We start from the raw sequence: 21,065 nt of genomic DNA on the forward strand, positions 1-21,065 counted from the left end.
AGGCATTCGCTGGTGCTGCGTGGTGGCTCAGGGCCTGCGCTGCTCGGGGTCCAGGGAGCTCAGTCCGGTCGGTCGGGCAGGTCCGGGCGGTCACCCGGCTCCTGCGACTCGGGCGAAGGGCCCTCGAAGTCCTCGGCCGAGACGTGGTCGAGGAACTCCTTGAAACGCTCGACCTCGTCGTCCTCCTCGGAGGACACGACGATGGCGGCCTCGTCGAGGATCGCCGGCTCGACCAGCACCTTGGCTCCGGTGCGCAGGGCGAGCGCGATGGCGTCGCTGGCCCGTGACCCGACCTCGACCTTGCCGTCGATGATGAGGGCCGCGTGGAAGACGGAGTCCTTGAGAGCCACGATCCGCACCTCGGTCAGCTCGTGTCCGAGCACGGCCAGCAGGTCTCTCATCAGGTCGTGCGTCAACGGCCGCGGCGGCACCACCCCCTGCTGCGCGTACGTGATGGCAGCGGCCTCGGCAGCTCCGATCCAGATGGGCAGGTATCGCCCTCCGTCCCGCTCACGAAGCAGCACGATCGGGTGGTTCGTGGGCATCTCGACGCGGACGCCCAGGACATCGACCTCTCTCACTCCTCCACCGTACCCCGGCCCGTCACCGGGACGGACGGCCCTCAGTGAGCGAGACCGGCCCGGACGAGCGCGACGTGCAGCGCGATGCAGGCAGAGGCGATCTCGGCGGCCCGCTCGTCGCGCGTGCCACTCCCCCGGCGGGTGGCCAGGACCTGGTCGACGAGCCCGATCTCGCGGTCCGCGGCGGTGCGGAACGGCCGCAGGTGGCGCGCCTCCAGCCCGTGGTCGGAGAGCGTCCGGGCGGCGGCGGCGATGGCCAGCGCCTCGTGCCCGAAGTGGCCTCGCTCGTCGGGTTGCAGCAGCCCGTAGGTCTCCAGCGCGTGCATCGTCGTGCGGTCGATACCCGTGGCCTCGCGCAGCTCGGGACCGGTCAGGGCGACGACGGGCCGCGGCAGGAGGTCGCCGGGGCGAGGCACCTCCGGGTCGTCCTCCGGCGCCGGCGGCAGGGGCCGGCCGCCGGGGTCGAGCTCCGGGTCGGACAGCCCACGGTCGAGGGCGTCCAGGGCCTCGCGGATCACCTTGAGCGGCCAGTAGCGGTCGCGTTGTGCGGTCAGGACGTAGCGCAACCGGCGCACGTCGTCCTCGGTGTAGGTGCGGTAGCCGGACGCGGTTCGGTGTGGCAGCACGAGGCCTTCGGCCTCGAGGAAACGGATCTTGGACGCCGTGACGTCGGGGAAGTCCTCGGACAGGGCGGCGAGCACCTTGCCGATCGTCAGGCGCCGAGGGGTCGCGGTCGTGCCCCCGTCGCCCGCCACCGTGGCTGCGGTCATGCCGTTTCGGGCTGGGGGGCTCCGGACGAGTAGTAGACGAGTCGGAACTTGCCGATCTGGACCTCGTCACCGAGGTGCAGGGGTGCCTCGTCGATGCGTTCCCGGTTGACGTAGGTGCCGTTGAGCGAGCCGGCGTCGCGGACGACGTAGCCGCCGCCCTGGGCGACGAAGACGGCGTGCTTGCGCGAGACGGTCACGTCGTCGAGGAAGATGTCCGAGTCGGGGTGGCGCCCGGCCGCGACCTGCTGGTCGTCGAGCAGGAAGCGTGCACCCGTGTTGGGTCCGCGAAGCACGACGAGCAGCGCCGTGCCGGGACGCAGCGCGTCGATGGTGGCGTGGTCCTCGGCCGTCAGGCCGCGCGGGGCGACGGTGTCGACGTGGTCGCTGTCCTGCGACGGCACGCCCTGGAACCGCATGGTGCGGGGTTCGACGTTCATGTCGTCGGGGTCGGGCAGGTTGCTCGACATGCGGTCCTCCTCTGTGGTGCGGGCGGATTCGGGTGCATCCACTCTAGTTGACGGGCAGGTCATATCCTGCCCGGCGAAACGGCGGACGCTGCCCCTGGGTGGGACTGGGCTGGCGTGGGGCGGGGTGGTGCCGGGTCAGGACAGTGAGGCCGTGTAGGCCGACGCGTCCATGAGCCCGTCGACCGAGGAGGGGTCGGCGAGGCGCAGTTCGAACATCCAGCCCTCTCCGTACGGGTCGGAGTTGATCAGCTCGGGCGCGGCGTCGAGCGCGGCGTTCGTGGCCGTCACCTCGCCCTCGAGCGGTGCGTAGACGTCGCTGACCGACTTGGTGGACTCGACCTCGCCGCAGGAGTCACCGGGCGTGACCGTGTCGCCGACCGCCGGAAGGGAGACGTAGACGACGTCTCCGAGGGCGTCCTGCGCAAAGGCGGTGATACCGATGCGGACGACCCCGTCGTCGCCGACGCGGACCCACTCGTGGTCGCTGGTGTAGCGCAGGTCAGAGGGGTAGTCCAGCTCGCTCATGTCGCTCCTTCGTCGGTGGGCGGCCCGGTTCGGGGTGTCGTGACCGCGGGTCCTGCTGTGCGTGGGTGCCGCGGACGATGTGGCGGCACCCCAGAGGATGCCATGCCCGTGCGGACCGCGCAGGAAGTGGGGCCCGTGAGTGCACTGTGAGTGTGGGCGAGCCACGTCAGGAGACGCGCGCGGCTGCCATGGGGATCATTCGACCGGCTTGGCGTGGGTCATCTCGGACGGCCGGTGCAGCGAGGTGATCTCGATGAGGCTCGACTCGGTCACCACGGCCTCGGCCCCCTTCTGTCGCACCGACTCGACGATGCCTCCCGGGATCGTCATGGCCGAGGAGAGGGTCTTCGAGTCGCCGATGACCTTGATGACGAGGGGGCGCGGCACGGGCACGCCGTCGACCAGGATCTGGCCGCCCCGGTCACCCACGAACGAGGAGGCGACCACGCGCACGCCCCCCACGTCGATGGACTCCGCCCCCGCGTCGCGCAGCTCCTGGATGATGTCGAGGACGATCGGCCCCGTCACGGCGTTGGTCGGGTCGGAGACTCGCAGCGTGATCCCCGGCCCCTTCGCTGCAATGGTCCCGGCCAGGATGCCGAGGGTGTCGACGCGCTTCTGCGCCTGGGAGAGGGCCTCGCCCGCAGTGCCGGTGCCGTTCTTGAGCCGGTCTCGCGTCGCCTCCAGCTCACGGACCTGCTGGTCGAGGCGGGACGAGCGCAGCGAGATGTCGTCGAGCACCCGCACGAGGTCCGTCTGGCTCAGCTCGTCGAGACCCCGCTGGTTGGTCAGCTGGACCTGCGCGGCGATGCCTGCGCCGAGCAGGACTGCGAGCAGCGCGCCCAGGAGGTTGGCGCGGGTGGCGCGGGGGCGGCTCATCTTCAGCAGTCGCGTCCAGGCGGCCCGGCCCTCCACGGGCACCCGGCTCGTCCCGGTCTCGCGCGCTCCGGCCGCGGTGAAGTCGACCTCCGCGCCGTCGTCGAGGCCGGTCCCGAAGACGGGGGCAGGCGGCGCCGCCGGGACGTGGTCGTCATCGGCAGTGCCCGTGGTGGGCGCGTCGACCTCGCCGGTGCTCTCCGGCTCGAGGATCGTCTCGGGAGTCGTCACAGACGGCTCGTCAGGCGTCGTCTCCGGCGGCGGGTTGGGACGGTCCTTCTTGCGCTTTCCCATGCTCAGGCCTTGAAGAGGTGCCGACGGATCGAGGCGACGTTGGAGAAGATGCGCACGCCCAGGACGACGACGACGCCCGTCGAGAGCTGCGAGCCGACGCCGAGCTGGTCGCCGAGGAAGACGATGAAGGCCGCGACGACGACGTTCGACAGGAACGAGACGACGAAGACCTTGTCGTTGAAGATCCCGTCGAGGATGGCGCGGATGGCGCCGAAGACGGCGTCGAGCGCCGCGATGACGGCGATGGGCAGGTACGGCTGGAGCCACACCGGCACAGAGGGATCGAGGAAGAGACCCACCGCGAGTCCGGCCACGAGGCCGAGAACTGGGATCACGAAGGGTTCTCCTGACTGGTTGGGGACGCAGGGCTTCCGGTACCCTGGTCGGTGGAGCTGCTGGTGCCGTTCGAGGACCGTGCGCGGCTGGAGGTGCTCGCACCACTGGGCGAGTCACTGGGCGACCCCCCGGACTGCGAGCTGCGCCTCGAGGTGCTCGTCCCCGTCTGCAGGGAGGGCGTCCCGGGCGCGGTCGAGCCTACGGTCGGACGCAAGGGTTCGGCGACCTCAAGTCGTGCCGCCGAGTCTCCGGGCACCGTGAGCGAGTCGCTCGCCGCCATGACCGAACGGATCTTGTACTGGTCGGTGAGCTGGGAGAGGTAGAGCCCCGCGAACGAGGGCTCGAAGAGCTGCTGCATGCCCTGGGGGTCGCCGAGGGCCGTGATGACGTAGGGCCTGGAGAGGGGCCGGAAGTCGACGATGATCGCCTGACCCGCGAACCGGATGGCGGCGGTGGAGCTGAGCCGGTGACCGTTGATGGAGATGGCCTCGGCTCCCGCCCCCCAGAGACCGTTGACGATGATCTGCAGGTCCCCGGAGGCGACACGTCCCTCTTGGAACCCGCTGCTGGGCCGGGTTCCGGCGTTGCCGTCGGCCCCGGTCGAGGCGGCATCGTCGAGGGTCAGGGTCACGCCGGGCCCTTTGAGCGGCACTGCGGCGGCCTGGACCTCGAGGTCCTTGATCGTGGCCGTGAGGTCCGGCCCACCGGACTGCTGCAGGGACAGGGCCTCGAAGTCCTGCACCTGCTTGCCGAGCGCGGCGACCCTGGCCTCCTGCTCTGTGCCGTGCTTCTGGAGCGCCTCGATCCGGGTGACCAGCTCCTTCTTCACCGCAGCCGCCGCCGTGGGCTTGGGCCGCAGGGACTGCGCCGCGACGGCGAAGAGGAATCCTGTGAGGATGGCGAGCACGACGACGAGGACGGTGCGGGTGGACGTCGCCCTCGGCAACCCTGCAGCGGCCCGGCGGTCCGCGGCCTCCTGGTAGCCCGCGTCGAGCGGCCGCTCCATCATCGTGGTCAGCAGCGTCATCGACTCGTCAGGACGGCGTTGCGCGGTCACGGGGTCACCGCCCGGGGGCCCCTCAGCACGATGCGCGCGTGGACGGCATACAACACCGCGGCCAGCCAGTACAGGACGACGCCCCACCACGCGAAGCCCCACCCGAAGGGACGCGCCAGCGCCCCGAGCCAGTCATCGCGCTGCGCGAGCAGCAGCAGCGGGAAGGCGTAGAGCAGGTTGAACGTCGCGGCCTTGCCGACGAAGTGCACGGGCAGGCCGAGCTGACCACGCGACCGGAGGAACAGCAGCATGAGGGCCATGACGAGCTCTCGGGCGAGGAGCACGACGACCAGCCAGACGGGGATGATGTCGCGCCACGCGAGCCCGAGCAGGGTCGTGAGGATGTAGAGCCGGTCGGCGATGGGATCGAGGAACTGGCCGAGCCGGCTCTCCATGTTGAACTGGCGGGCGATCTTGCCGTCGAGGTAGTCGGTGATGCCCGAGAAGAGCAGCAGGAGCAGAGCGAGACCGTCCCGCTCCGAGAGGATCGCCCAGAGGAAGACGGGGACGCCCAGCAGGCGCAGCACCGACAGGACGTTGGGGATGGTCAGCAGCCGCTCCGTCACGACGTGCTCGCGCTCCCCCGCCTTCTCGACCTCCACGGCGGCTAGCCTAACCGGCCGCCGGAGCGGCCGATGCGCGTCCTCGGCATCGATCCGGACACGGCCGGAACGATGCCGAACCGGCACGCGGCGTGGCCCTGCCGCTCTGGCACACTCGGCACCATGCCCGGCGGACACTCGCACACGCACACCCACGCCGCCCACGGCGCAGCGGGCACTGTCGCCGTCAGCACGCTGGCCCGGGTGGGCCTGACGCTCGTGCTCGTGATCGCCGCAGCGGCCACGGTGTACGGGGTCGTGCGCTACTGGCCCGGCGACACGCAGACACCCAACCGCGTGGGGACGACGGACTTCGCGGCGCCCGGCGTGACCTTCCCGATCGCCGAGGTGCAGCAGGTGCTACCGGTCTGCGCGGACCCCCGTGCCTCCACCGGGTCCACCTCGGCTGACGGGCCGGCCGGCGACGGCGGCGTCACCTCCGCCACGTGCGGCGCGATCACGGTGCAGCTCGAGCAGCCCACGGCGTCGTCCGGCGACGTGCGCCCGACCGTGTCGGTGTCGGTCCCGCCTGCCGTCTCGACGTCGGGTCTGCGTGAGGGTGACACCGTCCAGCTCCTCCGGACCCCGCCACAGGGCGCCCAGCCGGAGACGTACTCCTTCCTCCAGGTCCAGCGCGGAGCGCCGCTGTCGCTGATGCTCGCGCTCTTCCTCGTCGTCGTGGCGGTCGTCGCGCGGTGGCGTGGGGTGCTCGCCCTGGTGGGACTCGGTCTCGGCGGTCTCGTCGTCGTCAAGTTCATGCTGCCCGCGCTGCTCGAGGGCCAGTCGGGCCTGCTCGTGGCGCTCATCGGGTCCTCGGCGATCATGTTCGTGGTCCTCTATCTCGCACACGGGCTCTCGATCCGCACGAGCACGGCGCTCGCCGGCACCCTCTTCGGGGTGGGGATCACCGCAGTCCTGGGCCTGCTCGCCGTCGACATGGCGCGGCTGAGCGGCGTCGCCAACGACGAGGGTGCGACCCTGGCCTCGTTCGTGACGACGATGAACCCGCGGGACCTGCTGACGTGCGCGATCATCGTCGCCGGGTTGGGCGTGCTCAACGACGTGACCATCACGCAGTCGTCCGCGGTGTGGGAGCTGCGGGCCGCGGCCCCGACGATGGGTCGGCGTGAGCTCTTCCGGTCCGGAATGCGCATCGGCCGTGACCACATCGCCTCCACGATCTACACGATCGTGTTCGCGTATGCCGGCGCCGCCCTGCCCGTGCTGCTCCTCCTCTTCCTCTACGAGCGCCCGGTGCTCGAGATGCTCCAGACCGAGTCGCTGTCCGAGGAGATCGTGCGCACGCTCGCGAGCGCCATCGGGCTCGTCCTCGCGGTGCCCGTCACGACGGCCATCGCGGCGCTCACCGTGGGAGCCGTGAAGACACCTGCGTCCCGTCCCGGGGCTCCTGGGCCGGGCTCGTCGTCCGACGCGCCGCCCGAGGAACCCGGGCACGCGTCGCCGGGCGGTCCGACGGCGGCCGACCTCGTCCGGACCGCGAGCGGACCACCGCCGCCGATGACCCGGGCCGAGGCCCGGTCACGGATGACGTCCGGCTGACGTCGGCCTGCCCCGACGTGAGGTCGGGTGCGTCAGCTCACGGTGAGCGTCGAGGTCCACGTGGTGCCCCCAGCACTCGTGAACGTCACCGTGACGGATGCCGGGTTGGTGCCCGTCTTCGTCGCCGAGACCCGGACAGTGCTGCCCGTCGCGTTGGGCGCCACGGTGACGGTGCCGGTGCCGGCCGTCTTGCCGGTGCTGGTCCACGAGATGGTCTCGGTCGACGAGCTGTAGGCGATCGGGGTGCCCGTGCTGTCCACGAAACCGACGAGGGCGGAGATGACGCCGTTGTTGCCACCCTGGACGGTGCAGGTGTAGCCGGAGCCGGCGCTGCCGGTGCAGACCGGCGTGACGGCGTTGCCGTCCACCGTGACTCCGGAGAAGGCCAGTCCGGTCGCCGAGGCGTTGACGACAGCCTGGGTCAGAGGGGCAGACGTCGACGACAGGTAGCTCGAGGTGGCGGCATACGTGGCCGTGATCGTGCGGGACCCCGTGACGGCGAACGCCGTCGTGCACGTGGCCACACCCGAGCCGTTGAGCGTCTGCGTGCCCGAGGCGCAGCTCAGGGCGGTCGAGCCGTCCTTGAAGGTGACGGTGCCGGTGGGCACTCCCCCACCAGGGCCCACCGCGCCGACGGTGGCCGTGAAGGTGACGCTCTGTCCCGTCACGACCGGTGTGACGGACGTCGTCAGGCTCGTCGTCGTCGAGGCGGCGTTGACGACCTGGCTCACGACTGTCGAGGTGGAGGCCTGGTGGTTCGACGAGCCACCGTAGACGGCGCTGATGCTGCGCGTCCCTGCCGAGCTGTGCGCGACGACGCAGGTCGCCGTCCCCGAGCTCAGCGTCTGGCTCCCGCCGGCACACGTCACGGTCGTCGCCCCGTCCTTGAAGGTGACGGTGCCGGTCGGTACGCCGCCGCCCGGGGCAGCCGCGGACACCGACGCGGTGTAGGTCACCGGCTGACCGACGACGGACGGCGTCGTCGACGAGACGAGGGTGGTGGTCGTCGGCGCGGCACCCACGACCTGGCCGACCGAGGAGGAGGACGAGGCGGCGTAAGGGGCCGACCCGGCATACGTGGCCGTGATGCTGCGTGACCCGGCGCTCGTCCAGCTCGTGGAGCAGGTCGCGGTGCCCGAGCCGAGCGTCTGGGAGCCACCGGTGCACGTGATGGCGGACCCGCCGTCGCGGAAGACGACGGAGCCCGTCGGGGTGCCGGAGCCTGCGCTGACGGTCGCGGTGAGCGTGACCGACTGGCCGACCACGGACGGGTTCGCCGACGAGGTGAGCGAGGTGCTGGTGGGAACGGCGGCCTGCACGGTGACCGCACTGCTCGTGGCGCTCGTTGCCGTCCACCCCGAGCGCGTGGCGACGACGGTGTATCGGTAGGTGCCGTCGGGCACCGACGCGTCGGTGCAGGAGGTGGTCGTGAGCAGCGACGAGCCGGAGGAGCCGCAGGCGGGCGCGGTGCTGCCCGTCGAGGTGTTGGTGCGGTCGACGCGGTAGCCGGTCGGCGTCACCCCGGTCGACGGCGCACTCCAGGTGACCGTGACGCTCGTCGCGCCGGTCGAGGTGCTGGCGCTCACGCCCGAGGGGGCCGTCAGGGTGGCGGTGGTCGCGCTGCCAGACCCCAGGCCCGTGGCGGCCCAGGACGCCCAGGCGGTGCCACCGACGGCCATGAAGGCCGTCAGCAGCACGCCGACACGGAGGGCGCGCACGCCGCGGCTCGGGGCGGCACGGCGTGCGCGCGTCTTCGGGGCGGTCAGGAGCGGCATCAGTGCTGCGCCGTCCCTGACCAGGTGAGCGCGAAGCTCTTGTTCTTGCAGGCGTCCTGGTTGACCGTCGGCAGGTCCCGCAGCCGGATGGCCGCGGTCGACATGCCTGCGGCAGGAAGGGTGACGGTCGCGCGAGCGGGGACCTGCAGGACGGTGTCGGCCGCGAGCTGCGGCTGCCGCACCTCGAGGTTCGTCACGGCGGCACAGCCGGGCGGAGTGCTGTCGCTCGAGAGGCGGAGCTCGAGACCCGTCACCTGGACGGTGACCGGACCCGGGTTGCTGACGCGGACCGGCACCGGTCGCCAGACCCCGGGAGCGAGCCCGTCGATGCTGCCGGTCACGGTGAACTGCAGGCCGAGCGCCCGCAGCGTGTCCCGGTAGGAGAACGTGTAGTCCGCGGAGGCGGACTGACGACCGGTGCCGTCGACGGCGCGGACGGAGAGTCGGTGGCGACCGGCGCGCGTGGGGTCCAGCTCCCAGGTCACAGGCGTCGTGCACGGGAACCAGCCCCGGTCGTCGGTGGAGCACCGGAAGCTCATGCCGCTCTGGGGGTGGGTCCACGAGGCGGTGTTGGTCACGGTCGACGTCGGGTCGGCCGGTACGGACGCCAGGACGGGGGCAGCGAGCAGGACGCCCGGCGCGATCCCGGGAGTTGCGTCCGCCGCCATCGTCAGAACGACGAGGACGCCGAACAGCCCCAGGGCGGTGTGCCTGGTGGGTGTCGGCGTCTTCACGGCGTGCTCCCTGTCTGGACGGCGTCGGGCCTGCTGGGGGCCCATGGAGACGGACGGGGTGGGTGCCGGGGTCGATCGGCGTCCCACCCCGTCCGGGTCTCAGCTGGCGATGTAGGTGATCGTCACCGCGGCGCCCTTGCAGGCGTTCTGGTCGGTCGACTTGTTGTTGAACTGCATGGTGAACGTGCCGGTCGTGGTCGCGGTCGGCGCGAGGTCCGCCTGGGTCACCGTGATGGCGGCGGCGTCCGTGGCGTTGGTCGGTGCCGGAGCCCCGTTCAGCTTGTAGTCCGTCCCGTCGCAACCAACCTTGTCGGTCGTGACGAAGGCCTTGACGGCCTGGAGCTTGTAGTTCTCGGTGCCCGTGTTCTTGACCGTCGCGGTGACCGTCTGGACGGTGTCACCGGGGAACATCGCGTTGGCGACGTTGCCCGTGACCTCGAAGACGCTCGCGGCGCCGGCCCTCGTAGAGGCCGTGCCGCTGCCGCCACCGAGGCTGGTCCAGTAGGCGTAGGCGCCACCAGCAGTCGCGAGGCCGATGACACCGGCGGCGACGAAGGCTGCGGACTTCTTCTTCTTGGAGTTCTTCTTCTCGGTGCGCATGGTGTCCCCATGACCCTTCCCTCGAGTGGCTTTACCGTTTCTTGGTGTGCTGCTGGGAAGACAATGACACGCGAAACAGCCGAAACACGGGCACCTCGGGCAACGTTGCGCATACCTTGCGGATTGCTTGTGCTAGGTCGGGAGCCCTTGCAGCGGGTGGCGGGATGCCTTGCACTACAACCGGATTCGCAGGTCTGGGAGAGGCCCCGACGACGTGCACGTCAGCCGAGGACGGTCGGACTCGTTCGGCGTGGTTGCGGGTCATCCAGAGCTGGGATCACAGCCCGGTGTCGCTTTGTGCTCCGTCGGGCAGCTTGTCCCTCCACCGCCCCGCCTGATGGGTCGGAGGGCGTTGACGGGGCTCAGAGTGCCGGTAAGGCTGGGTGCGGGCCTCCCCGATCCGCCAGGGGGTAGCCAGGTCGGCGGTTGTCACGTCGGTTGTGCGACATTCCACACGGAGATCGTGATGTCGAAGGGTGAGCCCACGGGCGTCGGCACCGAGTCGAGCGACTCCATGCGTTCGCAGAGTCGCCTGATGCTGGTCCTGCAGGCCTTCGCCGCCGCCCCGGCGGACCAGGACATCCCGAATCTCGTGATCTCGCAAGCCGTCGCGGCGTTGCAGGCCGCCGGCGGCGTCGTTGCTCTGGTGAACGGGGACAGGCTCGAGCCCCTGGCCAGCCGTGGCTACACCCGCTCGGAGCAGAGGGCATGCGGACCCTTGCGCGTGGGAGACCTGTCCCTGCCGTTGACCTCGGCGGCAACGACCGGGGAGCCGGTGTGGCTGGCATCGCAGGCCGAGGTTGCGATGCGGTTTCCGCGCATCGTCGAGCTGGTGTCCCGCGACGAGCGGGCCTACGCCGTGCTCCCCCTGCGGGCAGCAGGAGCCTTGCTCGGCGTCATGGGGATCAGCTGGGTCCAGCCGCACGCCTTCAGCGCGTCCGATCGTGAGCTCCTGCTGGCCTTGGCGGACATCTGCGCCATCCACCTGCAGCACTGGCGCAGGCACGACGACGGCCTCGGCGACCACGACGACACCTCCGTTGCTCGGATGCCTCCCTCGGCGGTCGCGCTGGCGCCGCTCGTGCACGCGTTGACCGGGTCAGACACCATCGAGGACCTGGCGAGAGCCTTCGCCGAGCAGGGCGCGGCGGCCGTGGGCGCGACCTTCTCCAACATCGCCGTCGTCGAGCCGGCAGCAACAGGACCCATCGCCCGGCTGTATCACGTGTCCAGCCTGGTGCCGCAGGTCGCACAGCGCTACCAGGCCATCCCGGTCGACGGGTCCACACCCCTCGGCGCGGCGATGTCCGGGCGCGACGAAGTGTGGCTCAGCGACCTGGAGCAGGTGGGGGCGCAGTTCCCGGAGCTGCTCGCCGACACCGCGGCGGCAGGGCTCGCCGCGACCGCGTCACTGGCGTTGATCGGCCGGGAAGGCCGAGTCATCGGGGCTCTCGGTCTGGGCTGGGATGCCCCACAGACCTTCCCCGCCTCGCAACGCGACGAGCTGAAGGAGGTCGCCAAGCTCGTCGCGGACGCGCTCGTGCGGGCGCAGATGCTGGCGACCGAACGCGCAGCGCTGGAACGGTCCGAGCTGCTGCACCACATCCTCACCGCTCTGGTCGCCTCGGCGTCGCTCAGCGAGGTGACCGCAGCGGTCTTCGTGGACGGCACGGCCCCGTACGGCGCGGCTGCCGCACGACTGGCCCTCGTCGACCGACAGCACCCCGATGCGCTGGTCACCATCGCCGCTGTCGGACTGCCCGAGGGGCTGGAGGCCGTCTGGCAGCCCGGCGCGGGCGCACCGCTCTCTCCGCTGTCCGATGAGCGCAGCATCGCGGCGACCGTGTACCTGCCTACCCTGGAGGACCTCGTCCCCACGAGCCCGGACGCCCAGGCTGCGCTGGCGCGCGCCGGCCTGCGATGTTGGCTCGGCCTGCCTCTGCGCAGCGGGTCGCGCACGCTCGGGTCCCTCGTGCTGGCCTTCTCCCAGGAGAACGCCCTCGGACCCACCGACCTGACCGCCCTGTCCGACCTCGGTGCAGCCGTGTCTGAAGCCGTCAGCCGTGCCGTCGAACGCGACAGTGACCACGACCTCGCCGTGCTGGTGCAGCGAAGCCTGTTGGCCGAGCCGCTGCCGAACCTCTCCGACGTGCAGGTGAGCGCGCGGTACCTGCCTGCGGACGCTCGCTACGGCATCGGGGGCGACTGGTACGACGCCATCCCGCTCTCGGGCGGCAGAACCCTCCTGATGATCGGGGACGTCGCCGGTCATGACGCCGGTGCGGCCGTGGCCATGGGCCAGATCCGCGCTGCAGCCCGGGCGTTGGCCCCCACCAACGAACCTGCCCGGCTCCTCGAGGAGCTGGACCGGTTCGTCACGTCGTCGTCCGCGCAGACGATGGTGACGGCCGCCGCCGTCCTCCTCGACCCTCGGAACGGCCGTCTGACCTACTCGCTCGCGGGTCACCCGCCGCCGATGCTCCGGCAACCGGGCTCGAAGGTCCACTGGCTGGAAGTGGTGGACCCGCCTCTTGGCGCCCCGATCGCGAACCGTGCGCAGCACACCGTCGAGCTGGCTCCCGGCAGCACGCTGGTCCTCTACACCGACGGCCTCATCGAGCAGCGCAGTGAGCCGATCGATGCCAGCCTCCTGCGCCTCGCGGCCGCCATCGACGACGGCCCGGTGGACAGCTCCGACCGCCTGTGCAGCTCGCTGCTCGACCGGTGCCTGCGCGACGCCCCGCGCAGGGACGACACGGCCATCATCTGCGCCGTGATCGATCCTGTGGTGCCCTCGAGGTGACGGTCGGGGCGTCCAGCTACAAGGGCTCGCGACCCAGAACCGCGAGCGGGAGCGTCTCGACCAGGTCCTGCCCGGCGAAATGGAAACGGGGCCTGACCTGTGTGAACAGGTCAGGCCCCAATCGGTCGGGCTGACAGGATTTGAACCTGCGACCCCTTGACCCCCAGTCAAGTGCGCTACCAAGCTGCGCCACAGCCCGAATGCCCCTCGGGGCGAAAGGAACATTAGCGCACCGGGTGCCGCTGGTCCCAATCGGCCCCCACGGGGCCCGCTGTCCTGCTCCGGGTCAGCGGCGACGCTTCTCGCGGACGCGGACCGAGACCTCGATCGGGGTCCCTTCGAAGCCGAACTGCTCGCGCAGTCGACGCTCGATGAAGCGGCGGTAGCCGGCCTCGATGAAGCCGGAGGCGAAGATGACGAACCGCGGCGGGCGCGTCGAGGCCTGGGTCGCGAAGAGGATGCGTGGCTGCTTGCCACCACGCAACGGGTGCGGGTGCGACGCCACGATCTCGCCCATGAAGGCGTTGAGGCGACCGGTGGGGACACGGCTGTCCCAGGACTCGAGCGCGGTCTCGATGGCCGGCACCAGACGGTCCATGTGCCGGCCCGTGAGCGCGGAGATGTTGGCGCGTGGCGCCCACGGCACCTGAACGAGCTCCTTCTCGATCTCGCGCTCGAGGTAGTAGCGACGCTCCTCGTCGAGGGTGTCCCACTTGTTGTAGGCGATGACGAGGGCGCGGCCCGAGTCGATGACCTGCTGGACGACCCGGATGTCCTGCTCGGCGATCGGCTCCTCGGCATCGATGAGCACGACCGCCACCTCGGCCTTCTCCAGGGCGGTCTGGGTGCGCAGCGACGCGTAGAAGTCTGCTCCCCGGCTCTGGTGGACGCGGCGCCGGATGCCGGCCGTGTCGACGAAGCGCCAGGTCTTGCCGCCGAGCTCGATGAGCTCGTCGACCGGGTCGCGCGTCGTGCCGGCGACGTTGTCGACGACCACCCGCTGCTCGCCGGCGAGACGGTTGAGCAGGCTCGACTTGCCGACGTTGGGTCGACCGACGAGTGCGACCCGGCGCGGACCGCCCTGGGCGTAGGCGCCGTGGGCGGACACGTCGGGAAGGACCTCGAGCACGGCGTCGAGAGCGTCACCGCTCCCCCGGCCGTGCACGGCGGATACCGGGTACGGCTGCCCCAGCCCGAGGCTCCAGAGCATCGCCGCGTCGGCCTCGCCGCGCTGGTCGTCGACCTTGTTGGCGACCAGCACGACCGGCTTGCCCGAGCGGCGCAGCAGCTTGACGACCGACTCGTCGTCGTCGGTGGCGCCGACGGTGGCGTCGACCACGAACATGACGACGTCGGCGAGATCGATCGCGATCTCGGCCTGCTCGGCCACGCGCAGGTGGATGCCGGTGGCGTCCGCCTCCCAGCCGCCGGTGTCGACGATGGTGAAGCGGCGTCCGCCCCACTCGGCCTCGTAGGAGACCCGGTCACGGGTGACGCCGGGCACGTCTTCGACGACGGCCTCGCGGCGGCGCAGGATGCGGTTGACCAGGCTCGACTTGCCGACGTTCGGGCGGCCGACCACGGCCACCACCGGGAGCGGTCCCCGCGCTCCGGCGTCGTCGGAGAGCTCCCCCTGGGCGTCGAGCAGGGCCTGGTCCTCGGGGCTGAGCTCGAAGTCGTCGAGCCCCGCGCGCAGGGCTCGCTCCACGGCGGCGTCGTCGACGACGGGGGCGGCGGTCGAGATCGGAGCGCCCTCGTCGATGGGGCGGGCGGTCTCGTCAGTCACGGTGTCCTCGAATCAGTGAACGTCTGTTGAGGGACCATTCTCCACCCGCGAGCGGCGTACATGTGACGCGAGCGCGTCGCGCAGCTGGTCGCTGGCGAGCCGGAGGCGGTCCCGGCCCGGAACCGCGGGGTCCACGACGAGCCGGAAAGGGTCCCCGAAGTCGACGACCAGGCGTGACCGGAACGTCGGCCACTCGTCCTTGCTGGCGCCGGGCACGCGGGTGCCGCTGACGGCGACGGGCACGATCTGGGCGTCGGTGCGCAGCGCGATCCAGGCCGCGCCGTGGTTGACCTGGTGGACCTCGCCGTCGCCCCGGTTCCCCTCGGGGAAGATGCCGACGGCTCCCCCGGACTCGAGGACCGCGCTCGCGGCGGCAAGTGCAGCGCGGTCGCCCACGGAGCGGTCGATGGGGATCTGGCCCACGTTGCGGATGGTCCAGCCCCAGAAGCCCGAGAAGGCCTCCTGCTTGACGAGGAAGCTCGCGGGTCGCGGCGCCAGACCGAAGACGAGGGGCCCGTCGAGGAACGCCGCATGGTTGGCCACGAGGATGACCGGCCCGGTCAGGGGGACCCGCTCGGGGTGCAGCGCCGTGCCGCGGTAGAGCGTGTTGAAGATGACCTTGCCGATCGGGCGGCCGATCCGGGCCCGGTTGGGGTGGGGAGCGACCGCCGAGCTCATGCCCGGGCCGCCTCGACCACCTGGAGCACCGCCTCGACCGAGCCCTCGAAGTCGAGGTGCGAGGTGTCGATCGTCGTGACGCCGTCTGCCGCGACGGTGAACTCCGACACGGCCGAGTCGGCGCGGTCACGGTCGACGATCTGGGACCGGGTCGCGGCCACTGCGGCAGCGTCGGCGGCTCCGTGCAGCTCGTGCGAGCGTCTCGCCAGTCGCGCCTCCTCGGACGCCGTCAGCAGGATGCGCACGGGCGCGTCAGGCGCGACCACGGTCGTGATGTCGCGGCCCTCGGCGACCACTCCGCCCTTGGCCCCGGCGGCCTCGGAGATGAGTCGACGCTGCAGGACCCGGAGGATCTCGCGGACGGGGATGACGGCCGCCACGGCCGAGACGTTGGTCGAGATGGCCGTCTCGCGGATCGCCGCGGCGACGTCGGTGCCGTCGACGGCGACCGTCGGCGAGTCGGGGTCGGTCCCGATGGTCAGCGGAAAGCTCTGTGCGGCAGCGGTGATCGCGTCGGCGTCGGTGAGGTCGACACCTTCGTGGAGGCACCACCACGTCAGCGCACGGTACATGGCGCCGGTGTCGAGGTAGCCGTAGCCGAGGGAGCGCGCGACCTGCTTGCTGACGCTCGACTTGCCGGAGCCGGAGGGCCCGTCCACGGCGACGACGAATCCGGACAGGTGCTCCACGGCGGTCTGCGACATGCGGACGAGGATAGTGCCTGGTCGGGGCCCCTCCTGGACGCGCCCGCGGGGCGGGACCGTCAGTCGTGGACGCGCCACCCGAGCCGTGCCAGCTCGGCGCGGAGCGGCTCGACGGAGGCCGGGACGACGGAGATCTCGGCAACTCCGACCGCCTGTCCCAGACCGTGCTCGAGGTGCAGGTCCTCGAGGTTGATGCCGGCGTCGCCGACGTCGGTGAGCAGCCGGGCGAGCGACCCTGGCTCGTCGGGGACCACCACGGAGACGACCTCGTATGCCGCGGGCGCGGCGCCGTGCTTGCCGGGGATCCGCGCGTGGCCCAGGTTGCCGGCCTCGAGGACTCGGCTCAGGGTGCCCAGAGCGCCGTCCCCGTCGTCGTCCACGAGGGAGTCGAGCGCGCCGACGACGTCGTCGACCTGGTCCCGGACGAGTCGCAGGACGTCGCGCACGGCCGGTGCGTTGCCGGCGAGGATCTGGGTCCACAGGCGCGGGTCGCTCGCGGCGATCCGGGTCACGTCGCGCAGCCCCTGACCGGCGAGGCCGACGGCTGACTCCGGCAGCTCACGCAGGCAGGCGGCGACGATGCTTGCGGCCAGCTGCGGCACGTGCGACACCGCCGCGACGGCCTCGTCGTGCTCGTGTGCCGGCATGACCCGGACGGCGGATCCCACGGAGAGCGCCAGCTCACGGACGCGACGGACGGCGGCGTCGGTGGAGCCCTCGTGCGGGACGACGACCCAGGCCCTCCCGTCGAACAGGTCGGCGCGGGCAGCCGCGGCTCCGGAACGCTCGCGCCCCGCCATGGGGTGCGAGCCCACGTAGCGGCTGGCGTCGGCGCCCGAGTCGAGGACGACTCGCAGCACCGACTCCTTGACGGAGGCGACGTCGGTGACGACGGCGTCCGGCCAGCGGTTCAGGGCGTCGACGACGACCCTCGCGGCGACGTCGGGCGGGGCGGCGACGACGACGACATCGGGTGAGTCGCTCTGGTCGTCGGCGATCTCACCGGCCCGCAGGTCGCGCGCCAGACGCACGGCCGTCGGGGACGGGTCATCGATGGAGACACGGAAACCGTTGTGGGACAGAGCGATTCCGAGACTGGTGCCGATCAGCCCGGCGCCGACGATGCGGACGTGCGTGGTCACCCCGTCAGCGTAGCGACCGTGTCGCCACGCCGACGGGAGGTCCGGATCACATACCGGCGGCCTTGTAGAGCGCCCCGATCTCGGCCTTGTTGAGCCGGCGCGTTCGCCCGGACTTCAGGTCGGCGAGACGGATGGGGCCGACCTCGGTGCGCACGAGCTCGAGGACCGGGTGACCCACCGCCTCGAGCATGCGGCGCACGACGTGCTTGCGCCCCTCGTGGAGCACCACCTCGACCATGGCCTTGCCGGGTTGGTGGTCGACGATCCGGAACGAGTCGACGCTCACCGGGCCGTCCTCGAGCTCGACGCCCTCGCGCAGCCGCTTGCCGACGTCGCGCTGCACCGGTCCGCGGATCGTGGCGACGTACGTCTTGAGGACGCCGTATGCCGGGTGTTGCAGCCGGTGCGCGAGGTCGCCGTCGTTCGTCAGCAGGAGCAGGCCCTCGGTGTCGGCGTCGAGGCGTCCGACGTGGAAGAGGCGCTGCTCACGGTTGCCGACGTAGTCCTCGAGCGAGACACGGCCCAGCTCGTCGTGCATCGTCGTGACGACACCCTTGGGCTTGTTGAAGGCGAGGTAGACGCGGTCCTCGTCGAGGTTGACCCGCACCCCGTCGACGTGGACCACCTGGGTCTGTGGGTTGATGCGCACGCCGAGCTCGGTGACCACCTGGCCGTCCACCTCGACGCGACCCTGCTCGATGAGGTTCTCGCAGACACGCCTCGACCCGACACCGCCGGCCGCCATCAGCTTCTGCAGCCGCACACCCTCGGGGTCGTGGACGTCGATCTCGGGAGCGGCCTTGCGGTCGGGCAGCTTCGTGGGCTGGCTCGCCTTCGTCGAACCTGCGAAGCGAGGACCGGTGGCCTTGCCGCCGCTCCCGCTCCGACCGCCCGCGACCGGACGGCCGGTGCGGCCCTTGGACCCTGAACCGCCTCGAGCCGCGGCGGGTCCGCCGCGGCGGGCGCCGCCCGAGGCGCCGGACGAGCCGGACCCCTTCTTCGGTTGGCGGGGTGACCTGGAGTACTCGCTCATGCGTGTCCTTCCTCGATGAGCTCGTCGATGACGTCGGCGTCCGGGAGGTAGGGCGCCAGCGCCGGGAGGTCGTCGAGCGACGACAACCCCATGCGTTGGAGGAAGTAGGGAGTCGTGCGATAGAGCATCGCACCGCTCTCCCCGAGGTCCTCGACCTCTTCGATGAGACCGCGCGACGTCAGCGTGCGCACGACGCCGTCGACGTTGACGCCGCGGACGGCGCTGACCCGCGCACGGGAGACGGGCTGGCGGTAGGCGATGACGGCGAGCGTCTCGAGGGAGGCCTGTGTCAGCTTGGCCTGCTGGCCGTCGAGGACGAACTTCTCCACGACGGGCGCGAAGTCGGACCGGCTGTAGACGCGCCATCCGCCCGCGACGCTGCGCAGGGTGAAACCGCGCTGCGCGGCGGCATACTCGTCCTCCAGCGCGTGCAGGTGACCGCGCACGTCCTCGACGGGAAGCTCGAGCGCCGAGGCGAGGGCAACCTCGGTCACGGGCTCGTCGACGACCATGAGCACGGCCTCGAGCGCCGAGCGGGCGCCGCCCGGGAAGTCGTTGATGTCGAAGGCGATCTGCTCGTCGGCAGCCTCGCGGTCGTCTAGCTCGACGGGCACGTCGGGCTCCACGGTCGCGTCGGGCCCCTGCGCCGACTGGTCACTCATCGTCTGCTCCTGTCCGCGGGGCGGCGGCGCCGCCCGTCTCCTCGGGACCGTGCGTGACTTCGTCGGTCTCGTCGGTGTCCTCGGCCTGATCGGTGTCGTCGGTCTCGTCGGTCTCGTCGGTCTCGTCGAACTCGTCGTCGATGGCGATGTCGCCCGCCTCGGTGCCGGTCCACCGGATGTCGAGCTCGCCGAGCGCCTCGGCCTGCTCGAACGCGATCGCGGCCTCCTTGAACAGCTCGAGCAGTGCGAGGAAGCGGGCCACGATGACGAGCGTGCTCTCGGCGTCGGCGACGAGGCTGCGGAAGGAGACCTGCCCGCGGTGCCGAAGTCGTTCGACGATGAGCGCCGCCTGCTCGCGCACGCTGACCTGGGGTGCGTGCAGGTGCTCGAGGCCGACGGTCGGCGCGACCTTCGGCGTCATCGCCCGGGCAGCGATCATGGCGAACTGCTCGGGAGTGATGGCGATGACGAGCTCGGGGAGAAGGCTCGCGAACTCGGGCTCGAGGCCCGCCTGACGGGGGGTGATGCGCCCTGCCGTCGCCATCCGGTCGCGGAAGGTGTTGGCGATCTCCTTGTAGGCGCGGTACTGCAACAGCCTCGCGAAGAGCAGGTCGCGGGCCTCGATGAGGGCGAGGTCCTCGTCGTCCTGCGGACCGGACTGCGGGAGCAGTCGCGAGGCCTTCAGGTCGAGCAGGGTGGCGGCGATGAGCAGGAACTCGGAGGCCTGGCCCAGGTCCCAGTCGCTGTCGATGGCCTGCGCCCTCTTGATGTGGGCGACGAACTCGTCGGTGACCTTGGCGAGCGCGACCTCGGTGATGTCGAGCTTGTGCTTGCTGATGAGTCCGAGCAGCAGGTCGAAGGGCCCCGAGAAGACGTCGAGGTGCACCTCGAAGGGCGCGGACGCCCGGCGGGTGATGACTCCGCCGGGCGTCAGCTCCTGCGCCGGTGCCTCGACCACCACGGTGGTCGAAGGCACGGCAACGTCGTCGACGTCGACCGGGGGACGGTCGACGGTGTCCTGCTCGGTCATCAGTTCACTGCGGATCAGGCTGCGCCACCGCGCGCGATGAGCTCGCGGGCGAGCTGGCGGTAGGCGTTGGCACCGGAGTGCTCGGACGAGTACGACGTGATCGGCTCGGCGGCCAGGGTCGCGTCGGGGAACTTCACCGTGCGGCTGATCACGGTGTGGAAGACCTGCTCACCGAAGTGGTCGACGACCGAGCGCACGACCTCGCGGCTGTGCAGCGTGCGGCTGTCGTACATGGTGGCGAGGATGCCGTCGACCTGCAGGCGGGGGTTGAGCCGGTCGGTGATCTTGTCGATCGTGTCGACGAGCAGAGCGACGCCGCGCATGGCGAAGAACTCGCACTCGAGCGGGATGAGGACCCCGTGGGCGGCCGTCAGCGCGTTGACCGTGAGCAGGCCCAGCGAGGGCTGGCAGTCGATGAGGATGATGTCGTACTCGTCGACGATGGGACGCAGCACCCGGGCGAGGATCTGCTCTCGTGCCACCTCGCCGACGAGCTGGACCTCGGCGGCGGAGAGGTCGATGTTGGCGGGCACGAGGTCGAGGTTCTCGGTGCGCGTCTGCTGGATGACGTCGTGGATGTCGTGGCCGCGCTCGATGAGGAGGTTGTAGATCGTCGTGTCGAGCTCCTGGGCGTTGACGCCGAGGCCGACCGACAGCGCACCCTGCGGGTCGAAGTCGATGACGAGGACCTTGCGGCCCAGCTCGGCCAGCGCCGCCCCGAGGTTGATGGTGGTCGTCGTCTTGCCGACCCCACCCTTCTGGTTGCACATGGCGATGATGCGCGCGGGTCCGTGGCTCGAGAGCGGACCGGGGACCGGGAAGTCAGGGAGCGGACGACCGGTCGGGCCCATGGCGCCGGATCCGGCGGACTCGGTGCCCGGCAGCTGCGCGACCCGCGGGACGGCGCTGACCGGACTCTGGCGGGTCTGGTCGAGGTCCTCGGACGGCAGGGACTGCATGGTGTCGTGTGACTCCTCGTTCACCGGGTGTTCCACTCCGCTCGGCCTTGCCCTGGGATGCTGCGGTCAGCCTCGCGCTGATCACGTGTGA

General features: G+C 71.1%; 21 protein-coding genes and 1 tRNA gene. 2 read left to right on the forward strand and 20 right to left on the reverse strand.

The features are described from left to right. Positions 1–59: 59 nt before the first annotated feature. From ABD831_RS14625 to clsA, 8 genes are all read right to left on the reverse strand, one after another. The gene (locus ABD831_RS14625; protein ID WP_142177907.1) at positions 60–581 is read right to left on the reverse strand and encodes a bifunctional nuclease family protein; all 522 of its coding nucleotides are present in this window, start codon (positions 579–581) and stop codon (positions 60–62) included. 41 nt (positions 582–622) lie between these two features. Continuing rightward, on the reverse strand, positions 623–1,351 hold the full coding sequence (gene ftsR / locus ABD831_RS14630; RefSeq protein ID WP_344947937.1) for a transcriptional regulator FtsR: 729 nt from the start codon (positions 1,349–1,351) through the stop codon (positions 623–625). Then, positions 1,348–1,818, reverse strand: coding sequence for an FHA domain-containing protein (locus ABD831_RS14635; RefSeq protein ID WP_142177905.1), 471 nt, complete (start codon positions 1,816–1,818; stop codon positions 1,348–1,350). Before ABD831_RS14635 ends, ftsR begins: the two co-directional genes overlap by 4 nt. Before the next feature lie 135 nt (positions 1,819–1,953). After that, the gene (gene gcvH / locus ABD831_RS14640) at positions 1,954–2,343 is read right to left on the reverse strand and encodes a glycine cleavage system protein GcvH (RefSeq protein WP_344947944.1); all 390 of its coding nucleotides are present in this window, start codon (positions 2,341–2,343) and stop codon (positions 1,954–1,956) included. Positions 2,344–2,538: 195 nt separating this feature from the next. After that, on the reverse strand, positions 2,539–3,513 hold the full coding sequence (locus ABD831_RS14645) for a DUF881 domain-containing protein (RefSeq protein ID WP_344947947.1): 975 nt from the start codon (positions 3,511–3,513) through the stop codon (positions 2,539–2,541). A 2-nt stretch (positions 3,514–3,515) separates the two neighbouring features. Beyond that, a complete protein-coding gene (locus tag ABD831_RS14650) occupies positions 3,516–3,848 on the reverse strand; it encodes a small basic family protein (protein WP_142177902.1) in 333 nt (110 codons plus the stop codon). Then, positions 3,845–4,906 carry a DUF881 domain-containing protein gene (locus ABD831_RS14655; protein ID WP_344947951.1) on the reverse strand — a complete coding sequence of 354 codons (1,062 nt, stop codon included), beginning with the start codon at positions 4,904–4,906 and terminating at the stop codon, positions 3,845–3,847. The genes ABD831_RS14650 and ABD831_RS14655 overlap by 4 nt, the downstream gene beginning before the upstream one ends. Continuing rightward, positions 4,903–5,508 carry a cardiolipin synthase ClsA gene (clsA, locus tag ABD831_RS14660; protein ID WP_344947954.1) on the reverse strand — a complete coding sequence of 202 codons (606 nt, stop codon included), beginning with the start codon at positions 5,506–5,508 and terminating at the stop codon, positions 4,903–4,905. The genes ABD831_RS14655 and clsA overlap by 4 nt, the downstream gene beginning before the upstream one ends. A gap of 123 nt (positions 5,509–5,631) precedes the next feature. On the opposite strand from clsA, the gene ABD831_RS14665 reads away from it, so the two are divergent. Next, a complete protein-coding gene (locus tag ABD831_RS14665) occupies positions 5,632–7,068 on the forward strand; it encodes a YibE/F family protein (protein ID WP_344947957.1) in 1,437 nt (478 codons plus the stop codon). 32 nt (positions 7,069–7,100) lie between these two features. On the opposite strand, the gene ABD831_RS14670 is transcribed toward ABD831_RS14665, so the two are convergent. The 3 genes from ABD831_RS14670 to ABD831_RS14680 all read right to left on the reverse strand — a co-directional run bounded on the left by ABD831_RS14670 (position 7,101) and on the right by ABD831_RS14680 (position 10,177). Further along, the gene (locus ABD831_RS14670) at positions 7,101–8,843 is read right to left on the reverse strand and encodes a beta strand repeat-containing protein (RefSeq protein ID WP_344947960.1); all 1,743 of its coding nucleotides are present in this window, start codon (positions 8,841–8,843) and stop codon (positions 7,101–7,103) included. Further along, positions 8,843–9,577, reverse strand: coding sequence for a hypothetical protein (locus ABD831_RS14675; protein WP_344947963.1), 735 nt, complete (start codon positions 9,575–9,577; stop codon positions 8,843–8,845). Before ABD831_RS14675 ends, ABD831_RS14670 begins: the two co-directional genes overlap by 1 nt. A gap of 99 nt (positions 9,578–9,676) precedes the next feature. Next, positions 9,677–10,177 (reverse strand): hypothetical protein, encoded by a 501-nt coding sequence (locus ABD831_RS14680; protein WP_344947966.1) that lies wholly within the window; start codon positions 10,175–10,177, stop codon positions 9,677–9,679. A 535-nt stretch (positions 10,178–10,712) separates the two neighbouring features. Here ABD831_RS14680 and ABD831_RS14685 point away from each other — a divergent pair. After that, positions 10,713–12,980, forward strand: a complete 2,268-nt coding sequence (locus tag ABD831_RS14685) for a GAF domain-containing SpoIIE family protein phosphatase (protein ID WP_344947969.1) — start codon at positions 10,713–10,715, stop codon at positions 12,978–12,980. A 125-nt stretch (positions 12,981–13,105) separates the two neighbouring features. Here the strand turns inward: ABD831_RS14685 and ABD831_RS14690 are convergent. The 9 genes from ABD831_RS14690 to ABD831_RS14730 form a co-directional block, all read right to left on the reverse strand. After that, positions 13,106–13,179 (reverse strand) — tRNA-Pro (locus tag ABD831_RS14690). Between the two features lie 87 nt (positions 13,180–13,266). After that, complete coding sequence (gene der / locus ABD831_RS14695; RefSeq protein WP_142177893.1) at positions 13,267–14,766, reverse strand: ribosome biogenesis GTPase Der; 1,500 nt, start codon at positions 14,764–14,766, stop codon at positions 13,267–13,269. A gap of 12 nt (positions 14,767–14,778) precedes the next feature. After that, positions 14,779–15,444: a lysophospholipid acyltransferase family protein gene (locus tag ABD831_RS14700; RefSeq protein ID WP_344947972.1), complete on the reverse strand. Its 666-nt coding sequence runs from the start codon at positions 15,442–15,444 to the stop codon at positions 14,779–14,781. After that, positions 15,441–16,148, reverse strand: a complete 708-nt coding sequence (gene cmk, locus ABD831_RS14705) for a (d)CMP kinase (RefSeq protein WP_344947975.1) — start codon at positions 16,146–16,148, stop codon at positions 15,441–15,443. The genes ABD831_RS14700 and cmk overlap by 4 nt, the downstream gene beginning before the upstream one ends. A 59-nt stretch (positions 16,149–16,207) precedes the next feature. Then, positions 16,208–17,290 carry a prephenate dehydrogenase gene (locus tag ABD831_RS14710; protein WP_344947978.1) on the reverse strand — a complete coding sequence of 361 codons (1,083 nt, stop codon included), beginning with the start codon at positions 17,288–17,290 and terminating at the stop codon, positions 16,208–16,210. A gap of 46 nt (positions 17,291–17,336) precedes the next feature. Next, on the reverse strand, positions 17,337–18,323 hold the full coding sequence (locus tag ABD831_RS14715) for a pseudouridine synthase (RefSeq protein WP_344947981.1): 987 nt from the start codon (positions 18,321–18,323) through the stop codon (positions 17,337–17,339). Next, positions 18,320–18,985: an SMC-Scp complex subunit ScpB gene (scpB, locus tag ABD831_RS14720; protein WP_344947984.1), complete on the reverse strand. Its 666-nt coding sequence runs from the start codon at positions 18,983–18,985 to the stop codon at positions 18,320–18,322. The genes ABD831_RS14715 and scpB overlap by 4 nt, the downstream gene beginning before the upstream one ends. After that, entirely contained in the window at positions 18,978–20,015 is a 1,038-nt protein-coding gene (locus ABD831_RS14725) for a segregation and condensation protein A (RefSeq protein ID WP_344947987.1), read from the reverse strand. Before ABD831_RS14725 ends, scpB begins: the two co-directional genes overlap by 8 nt. 14 nt (positions 20,016–20,029) lie before the next feature. Next, complete coding sequence (locus ABD831_RS14730; RefSeq protein WP_142177886.1) at positions 20,030–20,998, reverse strand: ParA family protein; 969 nt, start codon at positions 20,996–20,998, stop codon at positions 20,030–20,032. Positions 20,999–21,065 lie beyond the last annotated feature (67 nt).

The organism is Terrabacter ginsenosidimutans, assembly GCF_039539425.1.
Taxonomy (GTDB): domain Bacteria; phylum Actinomycetota; class Actinomycetes; order Actinomycetales; family Dermatophilaceae; genus Terrabacter; species Terrabacter ginsenosidimutans.

Excerpts from the sequence above, each read along its gene's own strand:
- ftsR (WP_344947937.1), bottom strand. The coding sequence starts at position 1,351 with ATGACCGCAGCCACGGTGGCGGGCGACGGGGGCACGACCGCGACCCCT.
- ABD831_RS14635 (WP_142177905.1), bottom strand. The coding sequence starts at position 1,818 with ATGTCGAGCAACCTGCCCGACCCCGACGACATGAACGTCGAACCCCGC.
- gcvH (WP_344947944.1), bottom strand. The coding sequence starts at position 2,343 with ATGAGCGAGCTGGACTACCCCTCTGACCTGCGCTACACCAGCGACCAC.
- ABD831_RS14645 (WP_344947947.1), bottom strand. The coding sequence starts at position 3,513 with ATGGGAAAGCGCAAGAAGGACCGTCCCAACCCGCCGCCGGAGACGACG.
- ABD831_RS14665 (WP_344947957.1), top strand. The coding sequence starts at position 5,632 with ATGCCCGGCGGACACTCGCACACGCACACCCACGCCGCCCACGGCGCA.
- ABD831_RS14670 (WP_344947960.1), bottom strand. The coding sequence starts at position 8,843 with ATGCCGCTCCTGACCGCCCCGAAGACGCGCGCACGCCGTGCCGCCCCG.
- ABD831_RS14680 (WP_344947966.1), bottom strand. The coding sequence starts at position 10,177 with ATGCGCACCGAGAAGAAGAACTCCAAGAAGAAGAAGTCCGCAGCCTTC.
- ABD831_RS14685 (WP_344947969.1), top strand. The coding sequence starts at position 10,713 with ATGCTGGTCCTGCAGGCCTTCGCCGCCGCCCCGGCGGACCAGGACATC.
- ABD831_RS14700 (WP_344947972.1), bottom strand. The coding sequence starts at position 15,444 with ATGAGCTCGGCGGTCGCTCCCCACCCCAACCGGGCCCGGATCGGCCGC.
- cmk (WP_344947975.1), bottom strand. The coding sequence starts at position 16,148 with ATGTCGCAGACCGCCGTGGAGCACCTGTCCGGATTCGTCGTCGCCGTG.
- ABD831_RS14715 (WP_344947981.1), bottom strand. The coding sequence starts at position 18,323 with ATGAGCGAGTACTCCAGGTCACCCCGCCAACCGAAGAAGGGGTCCGGC.
- scpB (WP_344947984.1), bottom strand. The coding sequence starts at position 18,985 with ATGAGTGACCAGTCGGCGCAGGGGCCCGACGCGACCGTGGAGCCCGAC.
- ABD831_RS14725 (WP_344947987.1), bottom strand. The coding sequence starts at position 20,015 with ATGACCGAGCAGGACACCGTCGACCGTCCCCCGGTCGACGTCGACGAC.